The organism is Amycolatopsis sp. NBRC 101858 (assembly GCF_030269325.1).
GTDB classification, from domain to species: Bacteria; Actinomycetota; Actinomycetes; order Mycobacteriales; family Pseudonocardiaceae; genus Amycolatopsis; species Amycolatopsis ponsaeliensis.
This window is the reverse complement of the sequence record NZ_BSTD01000003.1, coordinates 1-15,024: the sequence shown is the minus strand read 5'-3', so window position 1 is coordinate 15,024 and position 15,024 is coordinate 1. Positions and strand designations below refer to the sequence as shown.

General features: G+C 70.9%; 15 protein-coding genes and 1 rRNA gene. 14 read left to right on the top strand and 2 right to left on the bottom strand.

What is annotated here, in order from left to right; genetic code table 11:
* Nucleotides 1-28: 28 nt before the first annotated feature.
* On the bottom strand, nt 29-718 hold the full coding sequence (locus QSK39_RS23420) for a DNA alkylation repair protein (protein WP_285479964.1): 690 nt from the start codon (nt 716-718) through the stop codon (nt 29-31).
* Nucleotides 719-911: 193 nt separating this feature from the next.
* Between QSK39_RS23420 and QSK39_RS23415 the strand changes: the two genes are divergently transcribed.
* From QSK39_RS23415 to QSK39_RS23405, 3 genes are all read left to right on the top strand, one after another.
* On the top strand, nt 912-2,495 hold the full coding sequence (locus QSK39_RS23415) for an alpha/beta hydrolase (protein ID WP_285479963.1): 1,584 nt from the start codon (nt 912-914) through the stop codon (nt 2,493-2,495).
* A gap of 213 nt (nt 2,496-2,708) precedes the next feature.
* Nucleotides 2,709-3,206, top strand: a complete 498-nt coding sequence (locus QSK39_RS23410; RefSeq protein ID WP_285479962.1) for a helix-turn-helix domain containing protein — start codon at nt 2,709-2,711, stop codon at nt 3,204-3,206.
* 74 nt (nt 3,207-3,280) lie between these two features.
* Entirely contained in the window at nt 3,281-3,970 is a 690-nt protein-coding gene (locus QSK39_RS23405; RefSeq protein ID WP_285479961.1) for a hypothetical protein, read from the top strand.
* A 49-nt stretch (nt 3,971-4,019) separates the two neighbouring features.
* Here the strand turns inward: QSK39_RS23405 and QSK39_RS23400 are convergent, their stop codons facing one another.
* Nucleotides 4,020-4,982, bottom strand: coding sequence for a helix-turn-helix transcriptional regulator (locus QSK39_RS23400; protein ID WP_285479960.1), 963 nt, complete (start codon nt 4,980-4,982; stop codon nt 4,020-4,022).
* Nucleotides 4,983-5,065: 83 nt separating this feature from the next.
* Between QSK39_RS23400 and argC the strand changes: the two genes are divergently transcribed.
* The 11 genes from argC to QSK39_RS23345 all read left to right on the top strand — a co-directional run.
* Nucleotides 5,066-6,094: an N-acetyl-gamma-glutamyl-phosphate reductase gene (argC, locus tag QSK39_RS23395; RefSeq protein WP_285479959.1), complete on the top strand. Its 1,029-nt coding sequence runs from the start codon at nt 5,066-5,068 to the stop codon at nt 6,092-6,094.
* Complete coding sequence (gene argJ / locus QSK39_RS23390) at nt 6,091-7,251, top strand: bifunctional glutamate N-acetyltransferase/amino-acid acetyltransferase ArgJ (RefSeq protein WP_285479958.1); 1,161 nt, start codon at nt 6,091-6,093, stop codon at nt 7,249-7,251. Before argC ends, argJ begins: the two co-directional genes overlap by 4 nt.
* Nucleotides 7,248-8,165, top strand: coding sequence for an acetylglutamate kinase (gene argB / locus QSK39_RS23385; RefSeq protein ID WP_285479957.1), 918 nt, complete (start codon nt 7,248-7,250; stop codon nt 8,163-8,165). Before argJ ends, argB begins: the two co-directional genes overlap by 4 nt.
* Nucleotides 8,162-9,364 (top strand): acetylornithine transaminase, encoded by a 1,203-nt coding sequence (locus QSK39_RS23380; protein WP_285479956.1) that lies wholly within the window; start codon nt 8,162-8,164, stop codon nt 9,362-9,364. The genes argB and QSK39_RS23380 overlap by 4 nt, the downstream gene beginning before the upstream one ends.
* Nucleotides 9,364-10,290, top strand: a complete 927-nt coding sequence (gene argF / locus QSK39_RS23375; RefSeq protein WP_285479955.1) for an ornithine carbamoyltransferase — start codon at nt 9,364-9,366, stop codon at nt 10,288-10,290. Before QSK39_RS23380 ends, argF begins: the two co-directional genes overlap by 1 nt.
* The gene (locus QSK39_RS23370) at nt 10,287-10,799 is read left to right on the top strand and encodes an arginine repressor (protein WP_285479954.1); all 513 of its coding nucleotides are present in this window, start codon (nt 10,287-10,289) and stop codon (nt 10,797-10,799) included. The genes argF and QSK39_RS23370 overlap by 4 nt, the downstream gene beginning before the upstream one ends.
* Nucleotides 10,796-11,119 (top strand): argininosuccinate synthase domain-containing protein, encoded by a 324-nt coding sequence (locus QSK39_RS23365; protein ID WP_285479953.1) that lies wholly within the window; start codon nt 10,796-10,798, stop codon nt 11,117-11,119. The genes QSK39_RS23370 and QSK39_RS23365 overlap by 4 nt, the downstream gene beginning before the upstream one ends.
* Entirely contained in the window at nt 11,116-12,531 is a 1,416-nt protein-coding gene (gene argH, locus QSK39_RS23360; RefSeq protein ID WP_285479952.1) for an argininosuccinate lyase, read from the top strand. Before QSK39_RS23365 ends, argH begins: the two co-directional genes overlap by 4 nt.
* Nucleotides 12,532-12,608: 77 nt before the next feature.
* Complete coding sequence (locus QSK39_RS23355) at nt 12,609-13,247, top strand: DNA-3-methyladenine glycosylase (RefSeq protein WP_285479951.1); 639 nt, start codon at nt 12,609-12,611, stop codon at nt 13,245-13,247.
* A 32-nt stretch (nt 13,248-13,279) separates the two neighbouring features.
* Nucleotides 13,280-14,554, top strand: a complete 1,275-nt coding sequence (tyrS, locus tag QSK39_RS23350) for a tyrosine--tRNA ligase (protein ID WP_285479950.1) — start codon at nt 13,280-13,282, stop codon at nt 14,552-14,554.
* A gap of 345 nt (nt 14,555-14,899) precedes the next feature.
* Nucleotides 14,900-15,024 (top strand): 16S ribosomal RNA (locus tag QSK39_RS23345); the annotation flags it as partial.

Genomic DNA, 15,024 nt, shown 5'->3' with positions numbered 1-15,024 from the left:
GTCCCGGCCCCCCGGCCCCCCGGCCCCCTCAGCCGATGTGCTTGAGCGCCTCCCGGCGAGACAACCCCGACAGTCCCGGGTGATCGTCCACGAAGGACCGGACCCAGTCCGGGCTCGTCTTCGCGTACTCGCGCAGGGCCCAGCCGATTCCCTTGCGCAGGAAGAACTCCGGCTCGGCGATCGCCGGCTCGATCGTGCGGGTGAGCAGGTCAGTGTCCGTGTCCTCCTTGGCGCCGATCTGGCAGATGATCGCCGTGCGGCGGCGCCAGAGGTCGCGGTCCGCCGCCCAGCTCAGCATGATCGGGGTGACCCTGCCCCGGTCGGCGCGCAGGATCGGCCCGACCCGGCGGATGGCGAGCTCGTCCACGTGGTCCCACCACGCCCCGCTGACGATCATCTCCTCGTACATCGGCACCAGCTCCGGGTCCTGCCACTGCCGGTACGCCCGGTGCCCGGAAAGCGCGATGGCCGCGTACCGCTCCTCGCGGAATTCCGCTGCCCGCCACAACTCCAGCACCGTCGCCGTATATGTCACCCGATCGGGCAGTATGTGGTCGGCCAGTACCCCCTTGAGAAGCACGCTTCGCTCGGGCGAAGCCACCCCGCGGAACGGCATGGCCGACTTCATGTACGCCTGCATCGCCGGCGCTTTCACCGGGTCCGCCAGCCCGGCCAGCCCGGTGCGGACCGCCTTGACCAGCTGTTCGTCCACGCTCATGCACCCTCCCGTCGTCCTCCGGCGGTCCGGAGCGTACTGCCGGGCACCGACAGTTCCGGCCCTCCGCGACCGGCGCAGGTACCGACGAAAGACGGATGGCGGAAGTCGCGCCGGTCGACGAGATTGGCGAAGGTTGCCGGTAGTTTCGCCGGAATCCGGCGAACTCTGTCCAATGCGGATGAAAAGGACGACTGTGAAGAGAATCGTTGCCGCTGTCGCCGCCGCGGGGCTCGCGGCCGGGCTGATGGCCGCCGCGCCCGCCGCTTCGGCGGACCCCGGGGTGCAGTTCAGCCCCGCGCCGATCGCCTGGGGGCCCTGCGCGTCGGCGAACCTGAAGGCCGCGGGCGCCGAGTGCGGCTTCCTCGAGGTGCCGATGGACTACGCGAAGCCGGGCGGGGCGAAGGTCTCCGTCGCGGTGTCGCGGATCAAGCACAAGACCCCGCAGTCGCAGGGGATCATGCTGGTGAACCCGGGTGGCCCCGGCGGCTCCGGCCTCGGGCTCTCGGTGCTCGGCAAGTACGTGCCGAACCACGCGGGGGACAACTACGACTGGATCGGCTTCGACCCGCGGGGCGTCGGGTCCAGCAAGCCGTCGATCAGCTGCGACGGGAACTACTTCAGCTACAACCGGCCCGCGTACGTGCCGACCACGCCGGGGCTCGAGAAGACCTGGCTCGCCCGCTCCAAGGGCTACGCCGACGCGTGCAAGAAGAACGGCGCGATCCTCGACCACCTCAAGACGACCGACGTCGCGCAGGACATGGACAGCCTGCGCAAGGCGCTGGGCGAGAAGCAGATCAACTACTACGGCTTCTCCTACGGCACCTACCTCGGCCAGGTGTACAGCACGCTGTACCCGAAGAACGTCCGCCGGATGGTGCTGGACGGCAACGTCGACCCGCGGAAGGTCTGGTACCAGGCCAACCTCGACCAGGACGTCGCGTTCGACAAGAACATCAAGATCTACTTCGCCTGGCTGGCGTCCTACGACAGCATCTACCACCTCGGCAAGACCGGTGGCGCCGTCGAGAAGCTCTGGTACGACACCCAGCGCAAGCTCGCCAAGAACCCGGCGGGCGGCGTCATCGGCGGCGACGAGTGGACCGACATCTTCCTGCAGGCCGGCTACTACGTCTTCGGCTGGGTCGACATGGCCAAGGCCTTCGACGGCTACGTCCACAAGGGCGACTGGCAGACCCTGAAGGAGCTCTACGACAGCTCGAACCCGCCCGGTGACGACAACGGGTTCGCCGTGTACGCGGGCGTGCAGTGCACCGACGTCCAGTGGCCGACGAACTGGAACAAGTGGCGCGCCGACAACTGGCTGACCTACTTCAAGGCCCCGTTCGAGACCTGGGGCAACGCCTGGTTCAACGCGCCCTGCGTGTACTGGCCGGCGAAGGCGGGCAAGCCGGTGGACATCGACGGCCGCAAGGTGGCCGGGGCGCTGCTGATCAGCGAGGAGCTGGACGCGGCGACGCCGTACGCCGGCAGCCTCGAGGTCCGGAAGCGGTTCCCGAACTCGAGCCTGATCAGCGCGCCGGGCGGCACGACGCACGCCGGCTCGCTGTCCGGGGTGTCCTGTGTGGACGACAAGATCGCCGACTACCTGGCCACCGGCAAGCTGCCGAAGCGCCAGCCCGGCAACCACTCGGACGTCCAGTGCGACCCGGTGCCGGCACCGGTGCCCGACGGCGCCGCGGCGCAGAAGTCGGACAACTCCGCGAAGGCCGCCCAGGAGAAGCAGAGCACGCTGGCCCAGCTGCTGCACTTCTGAGCGAAGTCGACGCAGTCCGCTGCCCCGGTCCGGTTCGCCCGGACCGGGGCAGCGTCTTTTCTGTCTCTTCCGCCAATGCCCCATCGTCGCCTCCCGATCACGTGGTGTGGTCGAGGAGGGACGTTAGGCGAGGGGTCCGACAGTTTCGGAGCGAAGCGGGCCGTGAGCAGCGCGTGGCCGAAAATTGTCGGGGGTGCGCGCTAGCTTCGTGGCATGTCGATCATCGAAGAGCGCCGGACCGAGGTCCGGGCACAGGAAATCACCTACCAGATCGCGGTCGCCACCAGGACGGACGACGACCGCACCGAACCGACTCCCCGGGTGATGATCACCCTGGAAGCCGGCGGCCCCGGCGGCGAACCGGTCGCCGAGGGCAGCCTCGACCTGGACGTCGCGGTGGCGGCCACGGTGGCCGACCTCGTCGCGGACGGCCTGCTGTCGGCGACCGGCGCGGGCCGGGCGCCGCGGCGAAGATCCGCGGGCCGTCCTGCCCAGCAGGGCCGCCCGTGGAACGAGGAGATGGACGCGGAGCTGGAGAACCGGTGGATCGCGGGCGAGAGCGTCGCGGAGATCGCGACGTTCTTCGAGCGCACCCCCGGCGGCATTCGTGCCCGGCTGCCCCGCGTGGGCTGCGACCCGGAGAACCCGGGCTGCTACCTCCCCGTGCCGCCCAGCAGGCGCACGGACCTGGACAGCGACGATCCGACCTGAGCGACGGCGGGCCGGTCCACAGTGGACCGGCCCGCCACAGCCGTCCCCTCTTCCCCGAGAACGGAGTTGTCCCGATGAGTTTCGATCTCGCCGTGTGGCCCGAACCCGCGGTCATCACCGCGGAGGAAGCCGCCCGCAAGTACGCGGAATTCGCCGCCCGCGAACCAGCCGCGGTCCCGGCGGATCCCCGGGCCCTCGCGTTCCACCGCGAGCTGACCGCGCGGTACCCGAGCCTGCGCGACCTGCCCGTGGAGGAGCTCGAAAACAGTCCGTGGAACGGGGACCCGGTAGTCCTCGGCGAGGCGGTGCTCATCACGATGAGCTGGTCCACCGCAGACGCGGCCGTCTTGTTCGTCTGGGAACTCGCCGAGCGTCACATGCTCGTGCTCTTCGACCCCCAGGGCCCCACGGTGTACTCGCCGCCCATGTTGCGCCGGGACTCGATGTCCGTGCTGGCGGCCTGCGACGGAACGCGCGTCGAGAATCCGGACGCGGCGCAGATCGAAGCGGTGCTGGGGCGGCTGTCGGCGAAGAACTGGTTCGCGGTTCTCGAACGAGGGGACCACTACGTCCAGGTCGGCGTGGGTGAACGAGCGGCCACCCGATCGCCCTGGCTCGCACTGGAACACCGGGAAGGACTGCCCGACCGCCACTTCCGTGTCCAGGTCGCGGATCCGGCGCGGATCGTCCGGGCGTTCACTGGCTTCGCCGCGGGCGACGGCGGCTGGCGGGACGGGTTCGACTGGCAGCGGGTGGCGTACTGACGACGTGGTGCCGTGAAGCACCGGAGGGGGAGCAATGCCGCACCACCGATCACCTTCGCGCGCCGGAAGCCGCGGCCGCGCGGTCCGCGAGCACCCGCAGGTGCGCCACCAGTTCCGGTGGCTCCTCGACGGTGAACGCGCAGCCCAGCCCGAGCAACCGGAACGCGAGCCAGTCCAACGTGTCCCCGTGGCTGCGCCACCGGCAGCGGCCGTCGCCGAGGTCGGTCAGCTCGCCGGGCGCCGCGCCGAGGCGGGGTGCCACCTGCGCCGCCGGTTCCGTCAGGACCGCCACCGCGCGGTAAGTCGGCACGAGGTCGTAGAGCCGTTCGACGACGTAGGCGGCCAGATCCGTCGCGGGTGGCTTCCGCGAAACAGCGCGGCCGCCGGTCGCCTGGGCGTCGCGGACCCGGTCGGCGCGGAAGACGCGCCAGTCCGCGCGGTCGAGGTCGTAGGCCACCAGGTACCAGCGGCGCCCGGTGGCGACCAGCCGCAGGGGCTCGGCCCGGCGTCGCGTCTCGGCGCCGTCGTTCGCGCGGTAGCGGAACCGGACGGTCTCGCGGTTGGTGATCGCGCCGGCGAACACCGTCAGCTGGGCCGGGTCGACGGCCGGTCCCACGGCCGGCACGGCGACCGTCGCCGTGCCGATCGTGCCCACCCGGCGGCGCAGCCGCGCCGGCAGGACCTGCTCCAGCTTGGCCAGCGCCCGCACGGACGCCTCCTCGATCCCGGAGACCGTCTGCCCCGCGGCCGTCCGCAGCCCCACCGCGATCGCGACGGCTTCGTCGTCCTCCAGCACGAGCGGCGGCATCGCGGTGCCCGCCACCAGCCGGTAGCCACCCGCGACGCCGCGGCTGGCCTCCACCGGGTAGCCGAGCTCGCGCAGCCGATCGACGTCGCGGCGGATCGTGCGCGGGCTGACGCCGAGGCGATCGGCCAGCTCGCTGCCCGGCCACTCCCGGGGCGTCTGGAGCAGCGAGAGCAGGCCGAGCAGCCGCGCCGGGGTGTCCGTCATCCGCTCAGCATCCCAAGGTGGCGGGGACCACTTCCCGGTAATCCTGTTTGTTTAGCCTTGCAAGGGCGTGCATAATCATGCGTATGACGGTGAACATCGCGGTGGCCGGAGCCAGCGGGTACGCGGGCGGCGAACTGCTGCGCCTGCTCCTGACTCATCCCGACGTCGAGATCGGCACGCTCACGGCCGCCAGCAGCGCGGGCACCAAGCTGGGCGTCCACCAGCCCCACCTCGTTCCCCTGGCCGATCGGGTCCTCGCCGAGACGACGCCGGAGACCCTCGCCGGCCACGACGTCGTGTTCCTCGCGCTGCCCCACGGGCATTCGGCGGAGATCGCGGCGCAGCTCGGCCCGGACGTCCTGGTCGTCGACCTCGGCGCCGACCACCGCCTGGCCGACCCGGCCGACTGGCAACGCTGGTACGGCGGCGACCACGCCGGCCAATGGCCCTACGGCCTGCCCGAACTCCCGGGCGCCCGCGAGCAGCTCGCCGGGACCAAGCGCATCGCCGTGCCCGGCTGCTTCCCGACCGGTGGCTCGCTGGCCCTGGCGCCCGCGTTCGCCGCCGGGCTGGTCGAGCCGGACGTCACGGTCGTCGCGGTCACCGGCACCTCCGGCGCCGGCAAGAGCCTCAAGCCGAACCTGCTCGGCTCGGAGGTGATGGGGTCGGCGAGCGCATACGGCGTCGGCGGTGCCCACCGCCACACGCCCGAGTTCGCGCAGAACCTCTCGGCCGTCGCGGGGGAGAAGGTCACCGTGTCCTTCACCCCGGTGCTCGCGCCGATGCCCCGCGGCATCCTCACCACGGCGAGCGCCCCGCTGAAGGGCGACGTCGACGAGGCCGCCGCCCGCGCGGCGTACGAAAAGGCCTACGACGCCGAGCCGTTCGTCCAGCTGCTGCCCGCGGGCGCCTGGCCGACCACATCGGCCACGCTCGGCTCGAACAACGTCCAGCTGCAGGTCATGGTCGACACCGACGCACACCGCCTGGTCGTCGTCGCCGCGATCGACAACCTCACCAAGGGCACCGCCGGCGGTGCCGTCCAGTCGATGAACCTGGCCCTCGGTCTTCCCGAGACCACCGGCCTTTCCACCGTAGGAGTGGCACCGTGACCGTCACCGGCCCCCAGGGCTTCCGCGCCGCCGGCGTCGCCGCCGGGATCAAGGCTTCCGGCGCGCTCGACTTCACGCTGGTCGTCAACGACGGCCCGCTCGACGTCGCGGCCGGCGTCTTCACCCGCAACGTCATCAAGGCCGCGCCGGTGCTGTGGTCGCAGGAGGTGCTCAAGCAGCAGCGGCTCAAGGCCGTCGTGCTCAACTCGGGCGGTGCCAACGCGGCCACCGGCCCCGGCGGCTTCCAGGACACCCACGCCACGGCCGAAAAGGTGGCCGAAGTGCTGCAGGCGGGCGCGATCGAGGTCGCCGTCTGCTCCACCGGCCTGATCGGCGAACGGCTGCCGATGGACGCCGTCCTGTCCGGAGTGGACACCGCGTTCAAGGCTCTCGACGCGAGCGCCGAAGCGAGCCTGAACGCCGCCACGGGCGTGATGACCACCGACACGAAGCCCAAGCAGGCCTTCGCCGAGCACGACGGCGGCTGGAGCGTCGGCGGCTTCGCCAAGGGCGCGGGCATGCTCGCCCCGAACCTCGCCACCATGCTCTCGGTGCTGACCACCGACGCGGTGGTGAGCAAAGAAGCCCTCGACCGGGCCCTGCGCGCGGCCACCCACGTCACGTTCGACCGCCTCGACGTCGACGGTGGCACGTCCACCAACGACACCGTCCTGGTCCTGGCCTCCGGCGCGAGTGGCGTCGAACCGACCGAGGCCGAGCTCACCGAGCTGCTCACCAAGGTCGGCCTCGACCTCGTCCTCCAGCTGCGCGCCGACTCCGAAGGCGCGACCAAGGACGTCAACATCACCGTCCAGGGCGCCGAGTCCGAGGCCGACGCGATCGCGGTCGCCCGCACGATCGCCGAGGACAACCTGGTCAAGACGGCGCTGTTCGGCTCCGACCCGAACTGGGGCCGGATCGCGATGGCGCTGGGCCGGGTCCCGGCCCGCATCGACCCGGAAACCGTGTCGATCGCGATCAACGGTGTCACCTTGTTCGCGCAAGGGATGCCCGCCGCCGACCGCTCGGAGGCGGACCTCACCGCGCGCGCCGTCGAAATCGTCGTCGACCTCGGGGTCGGCGGCGAGGCGGCCACCATCTACACCACGGATCTTTCGCACGGCTACGTCGAAGAGAACAGCGCGTACTCCTCATGAACCAGGAGGCACTGATTTCCGCGGACGAGAGACTCGCGACGGCGGCCGAAAAGGCCGGGGTCCTCATCGAGGCGCTGCCGTGGCTGCAGCGGTTCCACGGGGCCACCGTGGTGGTGAAGTACGGCGGCAACGCGATGATCGACGAAGGCCTGAAGGCGGCGTTCGCCGAGGACATGGTGTTCCTCCGGCTGGCCGGCCTGCGCCCGGTGGTCGTGCACGGCGGCGGCCCGCAGATCACCGCGATGCTCAAGCGCCTCGGCGTCGAAGGCGAGTTCAAGGGCGGCCTGCGCGTCACCACGCCGGAGACGATGGACATCGTCCGGATGGTGCTCACCGGGCAGGTCAGCCGCGAGCTGGTCGGGCTGATCAACGCCCACGGGCCGTACGCGGTCGGCATCTCCGGCGAGGACGCCCGGCTGTTCACCGCCGAGCGCAAACAGGCCACTGTGGACGGTGAACAGGTCGACATCGGGCTCGTCGGCGAGGTCGCCGAGGTCAACCCGGACGCGGTGCTCGACATCGTCAACGCCGGGCGCATCCCGGTGGTCTCCACGGTCGCCCCGGACGTCGAGGGCGTGGTGCACAACGTCAACGCCGACACCGCCGCGGGAGCGCTGGCGGCCGCGCTGGGTGCGGAAAAGCTGGTCGTGCTCACCGACGTCGAAGGCCTATACGCGAACTGGCCCGACCGCTCGTCGCTGATCGACCGCATCCGCGTCGACCACCTCGAGCCGATGCTGCCCACCCTGGCCAGCGGCATGATCCCGAAGATGGAGGCGTGCGTGCGCGCCATCCGCGGCGGCGTGCGCCGGGCGCACGTGATCGACGGCCGCCTCGCCCACTCGGTGCTGCTGGAGGTCTTCACCTCCCGGGGCATCGGCACCATGGTCTTCCCCGAAACGGAGCTCCCGTGACCGACCTCAAGTCCAACGCGGATGGCCGGCAGCACTGGCAGTCCGCCCTGATGGACAACTACGGCACGCCCGGCCTGACGCTCGTCCGCGGCGAAGGCGCGAAGGTGTGGGACGCCGACGGCAAGGAGTACGTCGACCTGGTCGGCGGCATCGCCGTCAACGCGCTCGGCCACGCGCACCCGGCGATCGTCGAAGCCGTCACCACGCAGATCAAGCAGCTCGGCCACACGTCCAACCTGTACGTGAACCCGGTGGCCGTCGAGCTCGCCGAGGCGCTGCTCGACGTCGCCGGCCTCACCGGCAACGGCAAGGTGTTGTTCGTCAACTCCGGCGCCGAGGCCAACGAAGCCGCGTTGAAGATCAGCCGGCTGACCGGGCGCACCAAGGTGATCGCCGCCGAGGGCGCGTTCCACGGCCGGACGATGGGTTCGCTGACGCTGACCGGCCAGCCGGGCAAGCGCGACCCCTTCAAGCCGCTGGTACCCGGGGTGGAGCACGTGCCGTTCGGGGACGTCGCGGCGCTGAAGGCGGCCGTCGACACCGAGACCGCGGCCGTCTTCCTGGAGCCGGTGCTCGGGGAGGCGGGCGTCATCCCGGCGCCCGATGGCTACCTGCAGGCCGCGCGCGAGATCACCAAGGCCACCGGCACGCTGCTGGTGCTCGACGAGGTGCAGACCGGTCTCGGCCGCCTCGGCACCTGGTTCGGCTACCAGCAGGCCGGCATCGTCCCGGACGTGATCACCCTGGCCAAGGGCCTCGGCGGCGGGCTGCCGCTGGGCGCGGTGATCGGTGTCGGCGCGGCGGGCGACCTGCTCAAGCCCGGCCAGCACGGCACCACCTTCGGCGGCAACCCGGTGTGCTGCGCGGCCGGCCTGGCCGTGCTGAAGACGATCGCCGCGGACGGCCTCCTCGACCACGTCTCGACGCTGGGCAAGGACATCGCGGCGGGCGTCGAGGCGCTCGGTCACCCGCTCGTCGCCGGGGTGCGCGGCGCCGGACTGCTGCTCGGCATCGCCCTGCGCGAGCCCGTGTCGGCCGCGGTGGCCAAGGCCGTCCAGGACGCCGGCTACCTAGTCAACCCGGTCGCGCCCGACACGATCCGGCTCGCGCCGCCGCTCGTGCTCGACGCCGCCGAGGCCGACGGCTTCCTCGCGGCCCTCCCGGACGCGCTCGACTCCACCACGAAGGATTCCGACTGATGCCCCGCCACTTCCTCCGCGACGACGACGTCAGTCCCGCCGAGCAGAAAGCCATCCTCGACCTCGCCGACGCGCTGAAGGCCGACCCGCTGGGGAACAAGACCCTCGCCGGCAAGTCGATCACGGCGATCTTCGAGAAGAACTCGACGCGCACGCGGTTCTCGTTCGAGGTGGGCATCAGCCAGCTCGGCGGGCACCCGGTGATCGTCGATGGCCGCTCGATGCAGCTCGGCCGCGAAGAGACGATCGAGGACACCTCGCGAGTGCTGTCGCGGTACGTCGACGGGGTCGTGTGGCGCACGTTCGCGCAGAAGCGCATCGAAGCAATGGCCTCGGCCGCGTCGATCCCGGTGGTCAACGCGCTCACCGACGAGTTCCACCCGTGCCAGGTGCTCACCGACCTGATGACGATCCGCGAGCGCAAGGGGAAGCTTGAGGGCCTCACCCTCGTCTACCTCGGCGACGGCGCCAACAACATGGCGCACTCGCTGCTGCTCGGCGGCGTCACCGCCGGGATGCACGTCCGGGTGGTCTCGCCGGTCGGCTTCCAGCCCGACCAGCAGGTCATGCTCGACGCCAAGAAGCGCGCCGAGGAGACCGGCGGCACCGCCACGGTGTTCACCGACCCGTACGCGGCGGTCGCCGGCGCGGACGTGCTCGTCACCGACACCTGGACGTCGATGGGGCAGGAGAACGACGGCCTCGACCGGGTGGGCCCGTTCCGCGCCCTCCAGGTCAACACCGAGCTGCTGAAAAAGGCCGCGGACGACGCGATCGTCCTGCACTGCCTGCCCGCGCACCGCGGCTGGGAGATCACCGACGAGGTGATCGACGGCCCGGCCAGCGCGGTGTGGGACGAGGCCGAAAACCGGCTCCACGCCCAGAAGGCCCTGCTGGTCTGGCTCTTCGAAGAGAGCCGACGATGACCAGCAGCCGGGTGGGGCGGCAGGCGCGGATCACCGAGCTGGTGTCCACCATGACCATCCGCAGCCAGACCGAGCTGGCCAAGCTGCTGGCCGCCGAGGGCATCGAGGTCACCCAGGCGACGCTGTCGCGCGACCTCGACGAACTGGGCGCGGTCAAGCTGCGCGGGCCGGACTCGGGCGCGCCGGTCTACGTCATCCCGGAGGACGGCAGCCCCGTCCGCGGGGTGCAGGGCGGCACGTCGCGACTCTCCCGGCTGCTCGCGGAGCTGATGGTCTCGGCCGACTCGTCCGGCAACCTGATGGTGCTGCGGACCCCGCCCGGCGCCGCGCAGTTCCTGGCCAGCGCCATCGACCGGGCGGCGCTCGAAGAGGTCGTCGGCTCGATCGCGGGCGACGACACGGTCGCCGTGATCGCGCGCGAACCGTTGACGGGCAAGGGGCTCGCCGAACGCTTCGCCGCACTGGCGCACCGCTCGGTCCAGGAACACGGAGACGAAGGACCACCATGACCGGCCTGGTGCTCGCCGACATCTTCCCGGCCGAGGGTGAATTCCTCGCGCCGGAGGAGGTCGTCGTCACCTTCGACCGCGGGGTCCCGGTGGCGATCGACGGCGAGACCGTCTCGGTCGCCGAAGCACGCCTGATGCTGAGCGCGCGCGGCGAGGCGCAGGGCATCGGCCGGGGTGGGACGCTCGCGCTGGCGACGGCCTATCGTGCGCTCGAACAGGACACCGTTTCGGGCGAAGTCCACCTGGTCCTCTACGCCGGCCGGGTCTCGGCCCGGCCGAGGCCAACTGAAGAACACAACGAGGAGAAGCGAGAACAGTGAGCGGGAACGAGCAGCCGGTGCAGCTCTGGGGCGGCCGGTTCGCCAGCGGTCCGGCGGAGGCCATGGCCGCGCTGAGCGCGTCGACGCACTTCGACTGGCGCCTGGCGCCCTACGACATCGCCGGGTCCCGCGCGCACGCCCGCGTGCTGCGCAAGGCGGGTCTGCTCTCCGACGATGAGCTGGCCGGCATGCTGACCGCGCTGGACACGCTCGCCCAGGACGTCGCGGCGGGGGAGTTCACCCCGACGATCGCCGACGAGGACGTGCACACCGCCCTCGAACGCGGCCTCCTCGAGCGGGCCGGCACCGAGCTCGGCGGCAAGCTGCGCGCCGGCCGCTCGCGCAACGACCAGGTCGCCACGCTGTTCCGGATGTGGCTGCGCGACGCGGCCCGCCGGGTCGTCGCCGGCACGCTCGACGTCGTCGACGCGCTGGTGTCGCAGGCGAAGCGGCACCCGGACGCGATCCTGCCCGGCCGCACCCACCTGCAGCACGCCCAGCCGGTGCTGCTCGCGCACCACTTGATGGCTCACGGCCAGGCGCTGCTGCGCGACGTCTCGCGCCTGCAGGACTGGGACGCGCGCACGGCCGAGTCGCCGTACGGCTCGGGGGCGCTCGCCGGCTCGTCGCTGGGCCTCGACCCCGAGGCCGTCGCCGAGGAGCTGGGCTTCGCGACGAGCGTCGAGAACTCCATCGACGGCACCGCTTCGCGGGATTTCGTCGCCGAGTTCGCCTTCGCCGTCGCGATGCTCGCGGTGAACCTGTCCCGGATCGCCGAAGAGGTGATCATCTGGAACACCGCCGAGTTCGGCTACGTGACGCTGGACGACGCGTGGGCGACCGGCAGCTCGATCATGCCGCAGAAGAAGAACCCGGACGTCGCCGAGCTGACCCGCGGCAAGGCCGGCCGGCTGATCGGCAACCTCACCGGCCTGCTGGCCACGCTCAAGGCGCAGCCGCTGGCCTACAACCGCGACCTGCAGGAGGACAAGGAGCCGGTGTTCGACTCGGTCGAGCAGCTCGAGCTCCTGTTCCCGGCGATCGCCGGCATGCTCGCCACGCTGACCTTCCACACCGACCGGCTCGCCGAGCTGGCCCCGGCCGGCTTCACGCTGGCCACCGACATCGCGGAATGGCTGGTGCGCCAGGGCGTCCCGTTCCGCGTCGCGCACGAGGCCGCGGGCGAAAGCGTCCGTGTCGCCGAGTCCCGCGGTGTCGGCTTGGACGAGCTGACCGACGAGGAGTTCGAGAAGATCAACCCGGCGCTGACCCCCGAGGTGCGGGCCGTGCTGACGGTCGAAGGTTCGGTGAAGTCCCGCGACGCCCGCGGCGGCACCGCGCCGGTCCGGGTGGCCGAGCAGCGCACGCGGCTCGAAGAGCGCGTGACCGCCGCGCGTCAGTGGCTGAACTGAGAGCCGACGCCGGGCCGGGCACGCCCGGCCCGGCTCGTTAGGCTGGTCACCGCAGGACGTCCGAAGGAGGAGCCCGCTTGAGCGGCGACGCAGGCCGGTTGTTCACCCGTGCGGAGCTGGCCCTCGACCCCGTCGATCTGGCGCAGCTGCTGCTCGGCTCGGTTCTGGAGGCCGACGGTCCCGACGGCACGGTCGGCGTCCGGCTCGTGGAGGTCGAGGCCTACCGCGGCGAGGACGACCCGGCATCGCACTGCTACCGCGGCCGCACCCCGCGCAACGCCGTCATGTGGGGGCCCGCGGGTCACCTCTACGTGTACTTCGTCTACGGGATGCACTTCTGCGCGAACGTCGTCGGCACCCACGAGGACATGCCGGGCGCGGTGCTGCTCCGCGCGGGAGAGGTCGTCGAGGGTCTCGACGTCGTGCGCAAGCGGCGTCCGGCCGCGCGGGGGACCGGCGAGCTCGCGAAGGGCCCGGCGATCCTGACGTCGGTGCTGCGCATCGACCGCGCGCAGAACGGCGTCGACCTGACCGACCCGGCGTCCCCGGTCCGGCTGCGCGTCGGCGAGCGCGTACCGGCCGAGCGGATCCGCACCGGGCCCCGGGTCGGCGTCGCGATGGCGATGGACACGCCGTGGCGGTTCTGGGACGGCGCCTCGCCGGCCGTGTCCACCTACCGCCGCGGCGGGAAGCGCCGGGTCCGACCCGCCAGTTAGTCGGTTGACCTGGTACGGGAGGATCTACAGGCGTGAGCGAACACATCCTCGACGAGCTGTCCTGGCGCGGCCTCATCGCGCAGTCCACCGACATCGACGCCCTCCGGCGCGAGCTCGACCAGGGTCCCGTGACGCTCTATTGCGGTTTCGACCCCACCGCACCCAGCCTGCACGCCGGCAACCTGGTCCCGCTGCTCATGCTCAAGCGCTTCCAGCGCGCCGGGCACCGGCCGATCGTGCTGGCCGGCGGCGCGACCGGGATGATCGGCGACCCGCGCGACACCGGTGAGCGCACGCTGAACACCCTCGACGTCGTCGCCGAGTGGGCTGGGCGCATCCGCGGCCAGCTCGAGCGGTTCGTCGACTTCGACGATTCGCCGACCGGCGCAGTCGTCGAGAACAACCTGAACTGGACCGGGCAGCAGACGGCCTTGGAGTTCCTGCGCGACGTCGGGAAGCACTTCTCGGTCAACGTCATGCTCAACCGGGAGACGGTCAAGCGCCGGCTCGAGGGCGACGGCATGTCCTACACCGAGTTCAGCTACCTGCTGCTGCAGTCGCAGGACTACCTCCAGCTGCACCGCAAGTACGGCTGCAAGCTGCAGGTCGGCGGCTCCGACCAGTGGGGCAACCTCGTCGGCGGGGTCGACCTGATCCGCCGGACCGACGGGGCGGGCGCGCACGCGCTGACCGCGCCGCTGGTCACCGACGCCGAAGGGCGCAAGTTCGGCAAGTCCACCGGGGGCGGGAACCTCTGGCTCGACCCGGAGATGACCTCGCCGTACGCCTGGTACCAGTACTTCGTGAACGTCGGCGACGCCGACGTGATCCGCTACCTGCGGATGTTCACGTTCCTGAGCCAGGAGGAGATCGCTTCGCTGGCCGAGGACACCGAGCAGCGCCCCCACCTGCGGGCCGCGCAGAAGCGGCTGGCGGAGGAGTTCACGATCCTCGTCCACGGCGAGGAGCAGACCCGCCAGGTGATCACCGCCAGCCAAGCGCTATTCGGCCGCGGCGAGCTCGGTGACCTGGACGAACGCACCCTCGACGCGGCGATGGCCGAGGTCCCGAACGGCAAGGTCGACCCGACCGGCGACGCGACGATCGTCGACCTGCTGCTCGCCGGGGGACTGGTGGACAGCAAGAGCGCGGCGCGCCGGACGGTCAAGGAGGGCGGCGCGTACGTGAACAACGTGAAGGTCGCCGACGAGGAGTGGAAGCCGTCCCTCGGGGACGCGCTGCACGGCAAGTGGCTGGTGGTCCGCCGGGGCCGCCGCAACGTCGCCGGCGTCGCCCTCGGCGGCTGACCGGCCCGGTGGCCCGGAACAGGGGCCTGACCTGCGGGAACGCGGTTAAGGTACCCCCCTGTTTCGGGCCTCTTCCGGGGGTGTAAAGTTCTCCAAGTCGCCAGGGAAACCGGGTGGCCGCCGGGACACGAACCAAGCTCTCGCTCGAAGCGATTGAGTGGGTGTCCCACCAAAAACTGCTAGGAATACTCGCTTCGAGTAAGGCCGCTTGACGGCGGTGCGACTCGGGGTGTGTTGCTTGAGAACTCAACAGTGTGCTAGTGAACTAAGCCAGTAGAGCTTATGTATAGAACCTCGTATGAGGTTCCTTTGAGAGCAAGTATTTTGCCTCGATTAAACTGTTCATTGTTGGAGAGTTTGATCCTGGCTCAGGACGAACGCTGGCGGCGTGCTTAACACATGCAAGTCGAACGCTGAACCACTTTCGGGTGGGGATGAGTGGCGAACGGGTGAGTAACACGTGGGTAATC

Coding starts and splice junctions, on each gene's coding strand:
- QSK39_RS23420 (WP_285479964.1), bottom strand. CDS start 718: ATGAGCGTGGACGAACAGCTGGTCAAGGCGGTCCGCACCGGGCTGGCC.
- QSK39_RS23410 (WP_285479962.1), top strand. CDS start 2,709: ATGTCGATCATCGAAGAGCGCCGGACCGAGGTCCGGGCACAGGAAATC.
- QSK39_RS23405 (WP_285479961.1), top strand. CDS start 3,281: ATGAGTTTCGATCTCGCCGTGTGGCCCGAACCCGCGGTCATCACCGCG.
- QSK39_RS23400 (WP_285479960.1), bottom strand. CDS start 4,982: ATGACGGACACCCCGGCGCGGCTGCTCGGCCTGCTCTCGCTGCTCCAG.
- argC (WP_285479959.1), top strand. CDS start 5,066: ATGACGGTGAACATCGCGGTGGCCGGAGCCAGCGGGTACGCGGGCGGC.
- argB (WP_285479957.1), top strand. CDS start 7,248: ATGAACCAGGAGGCACTGATTTCCGCGGACGAGAGACTCGCGACGGCG.
- argF (WP_285479955.1), top strand. CDS start 9,364: ATGCCCCGCCACTTCCTCCGCGACGACGACGTCAGTCCCGCCGAGCAG.
- QSK39_RS23370 (WP_285479954.1), top strand. CDS start 10,287: ATGACCAGCAGCCGGGTGGGGCGGCAGGCGCGGATCACCGAGCTGGTG.
- QSK39_RS23365 (WP_285479953.1), top strand. CDS start 10,796: ATGACCGGCCTGGTGCTCGCCGACATCTTCCCGGCCGAGGGTGAATTC.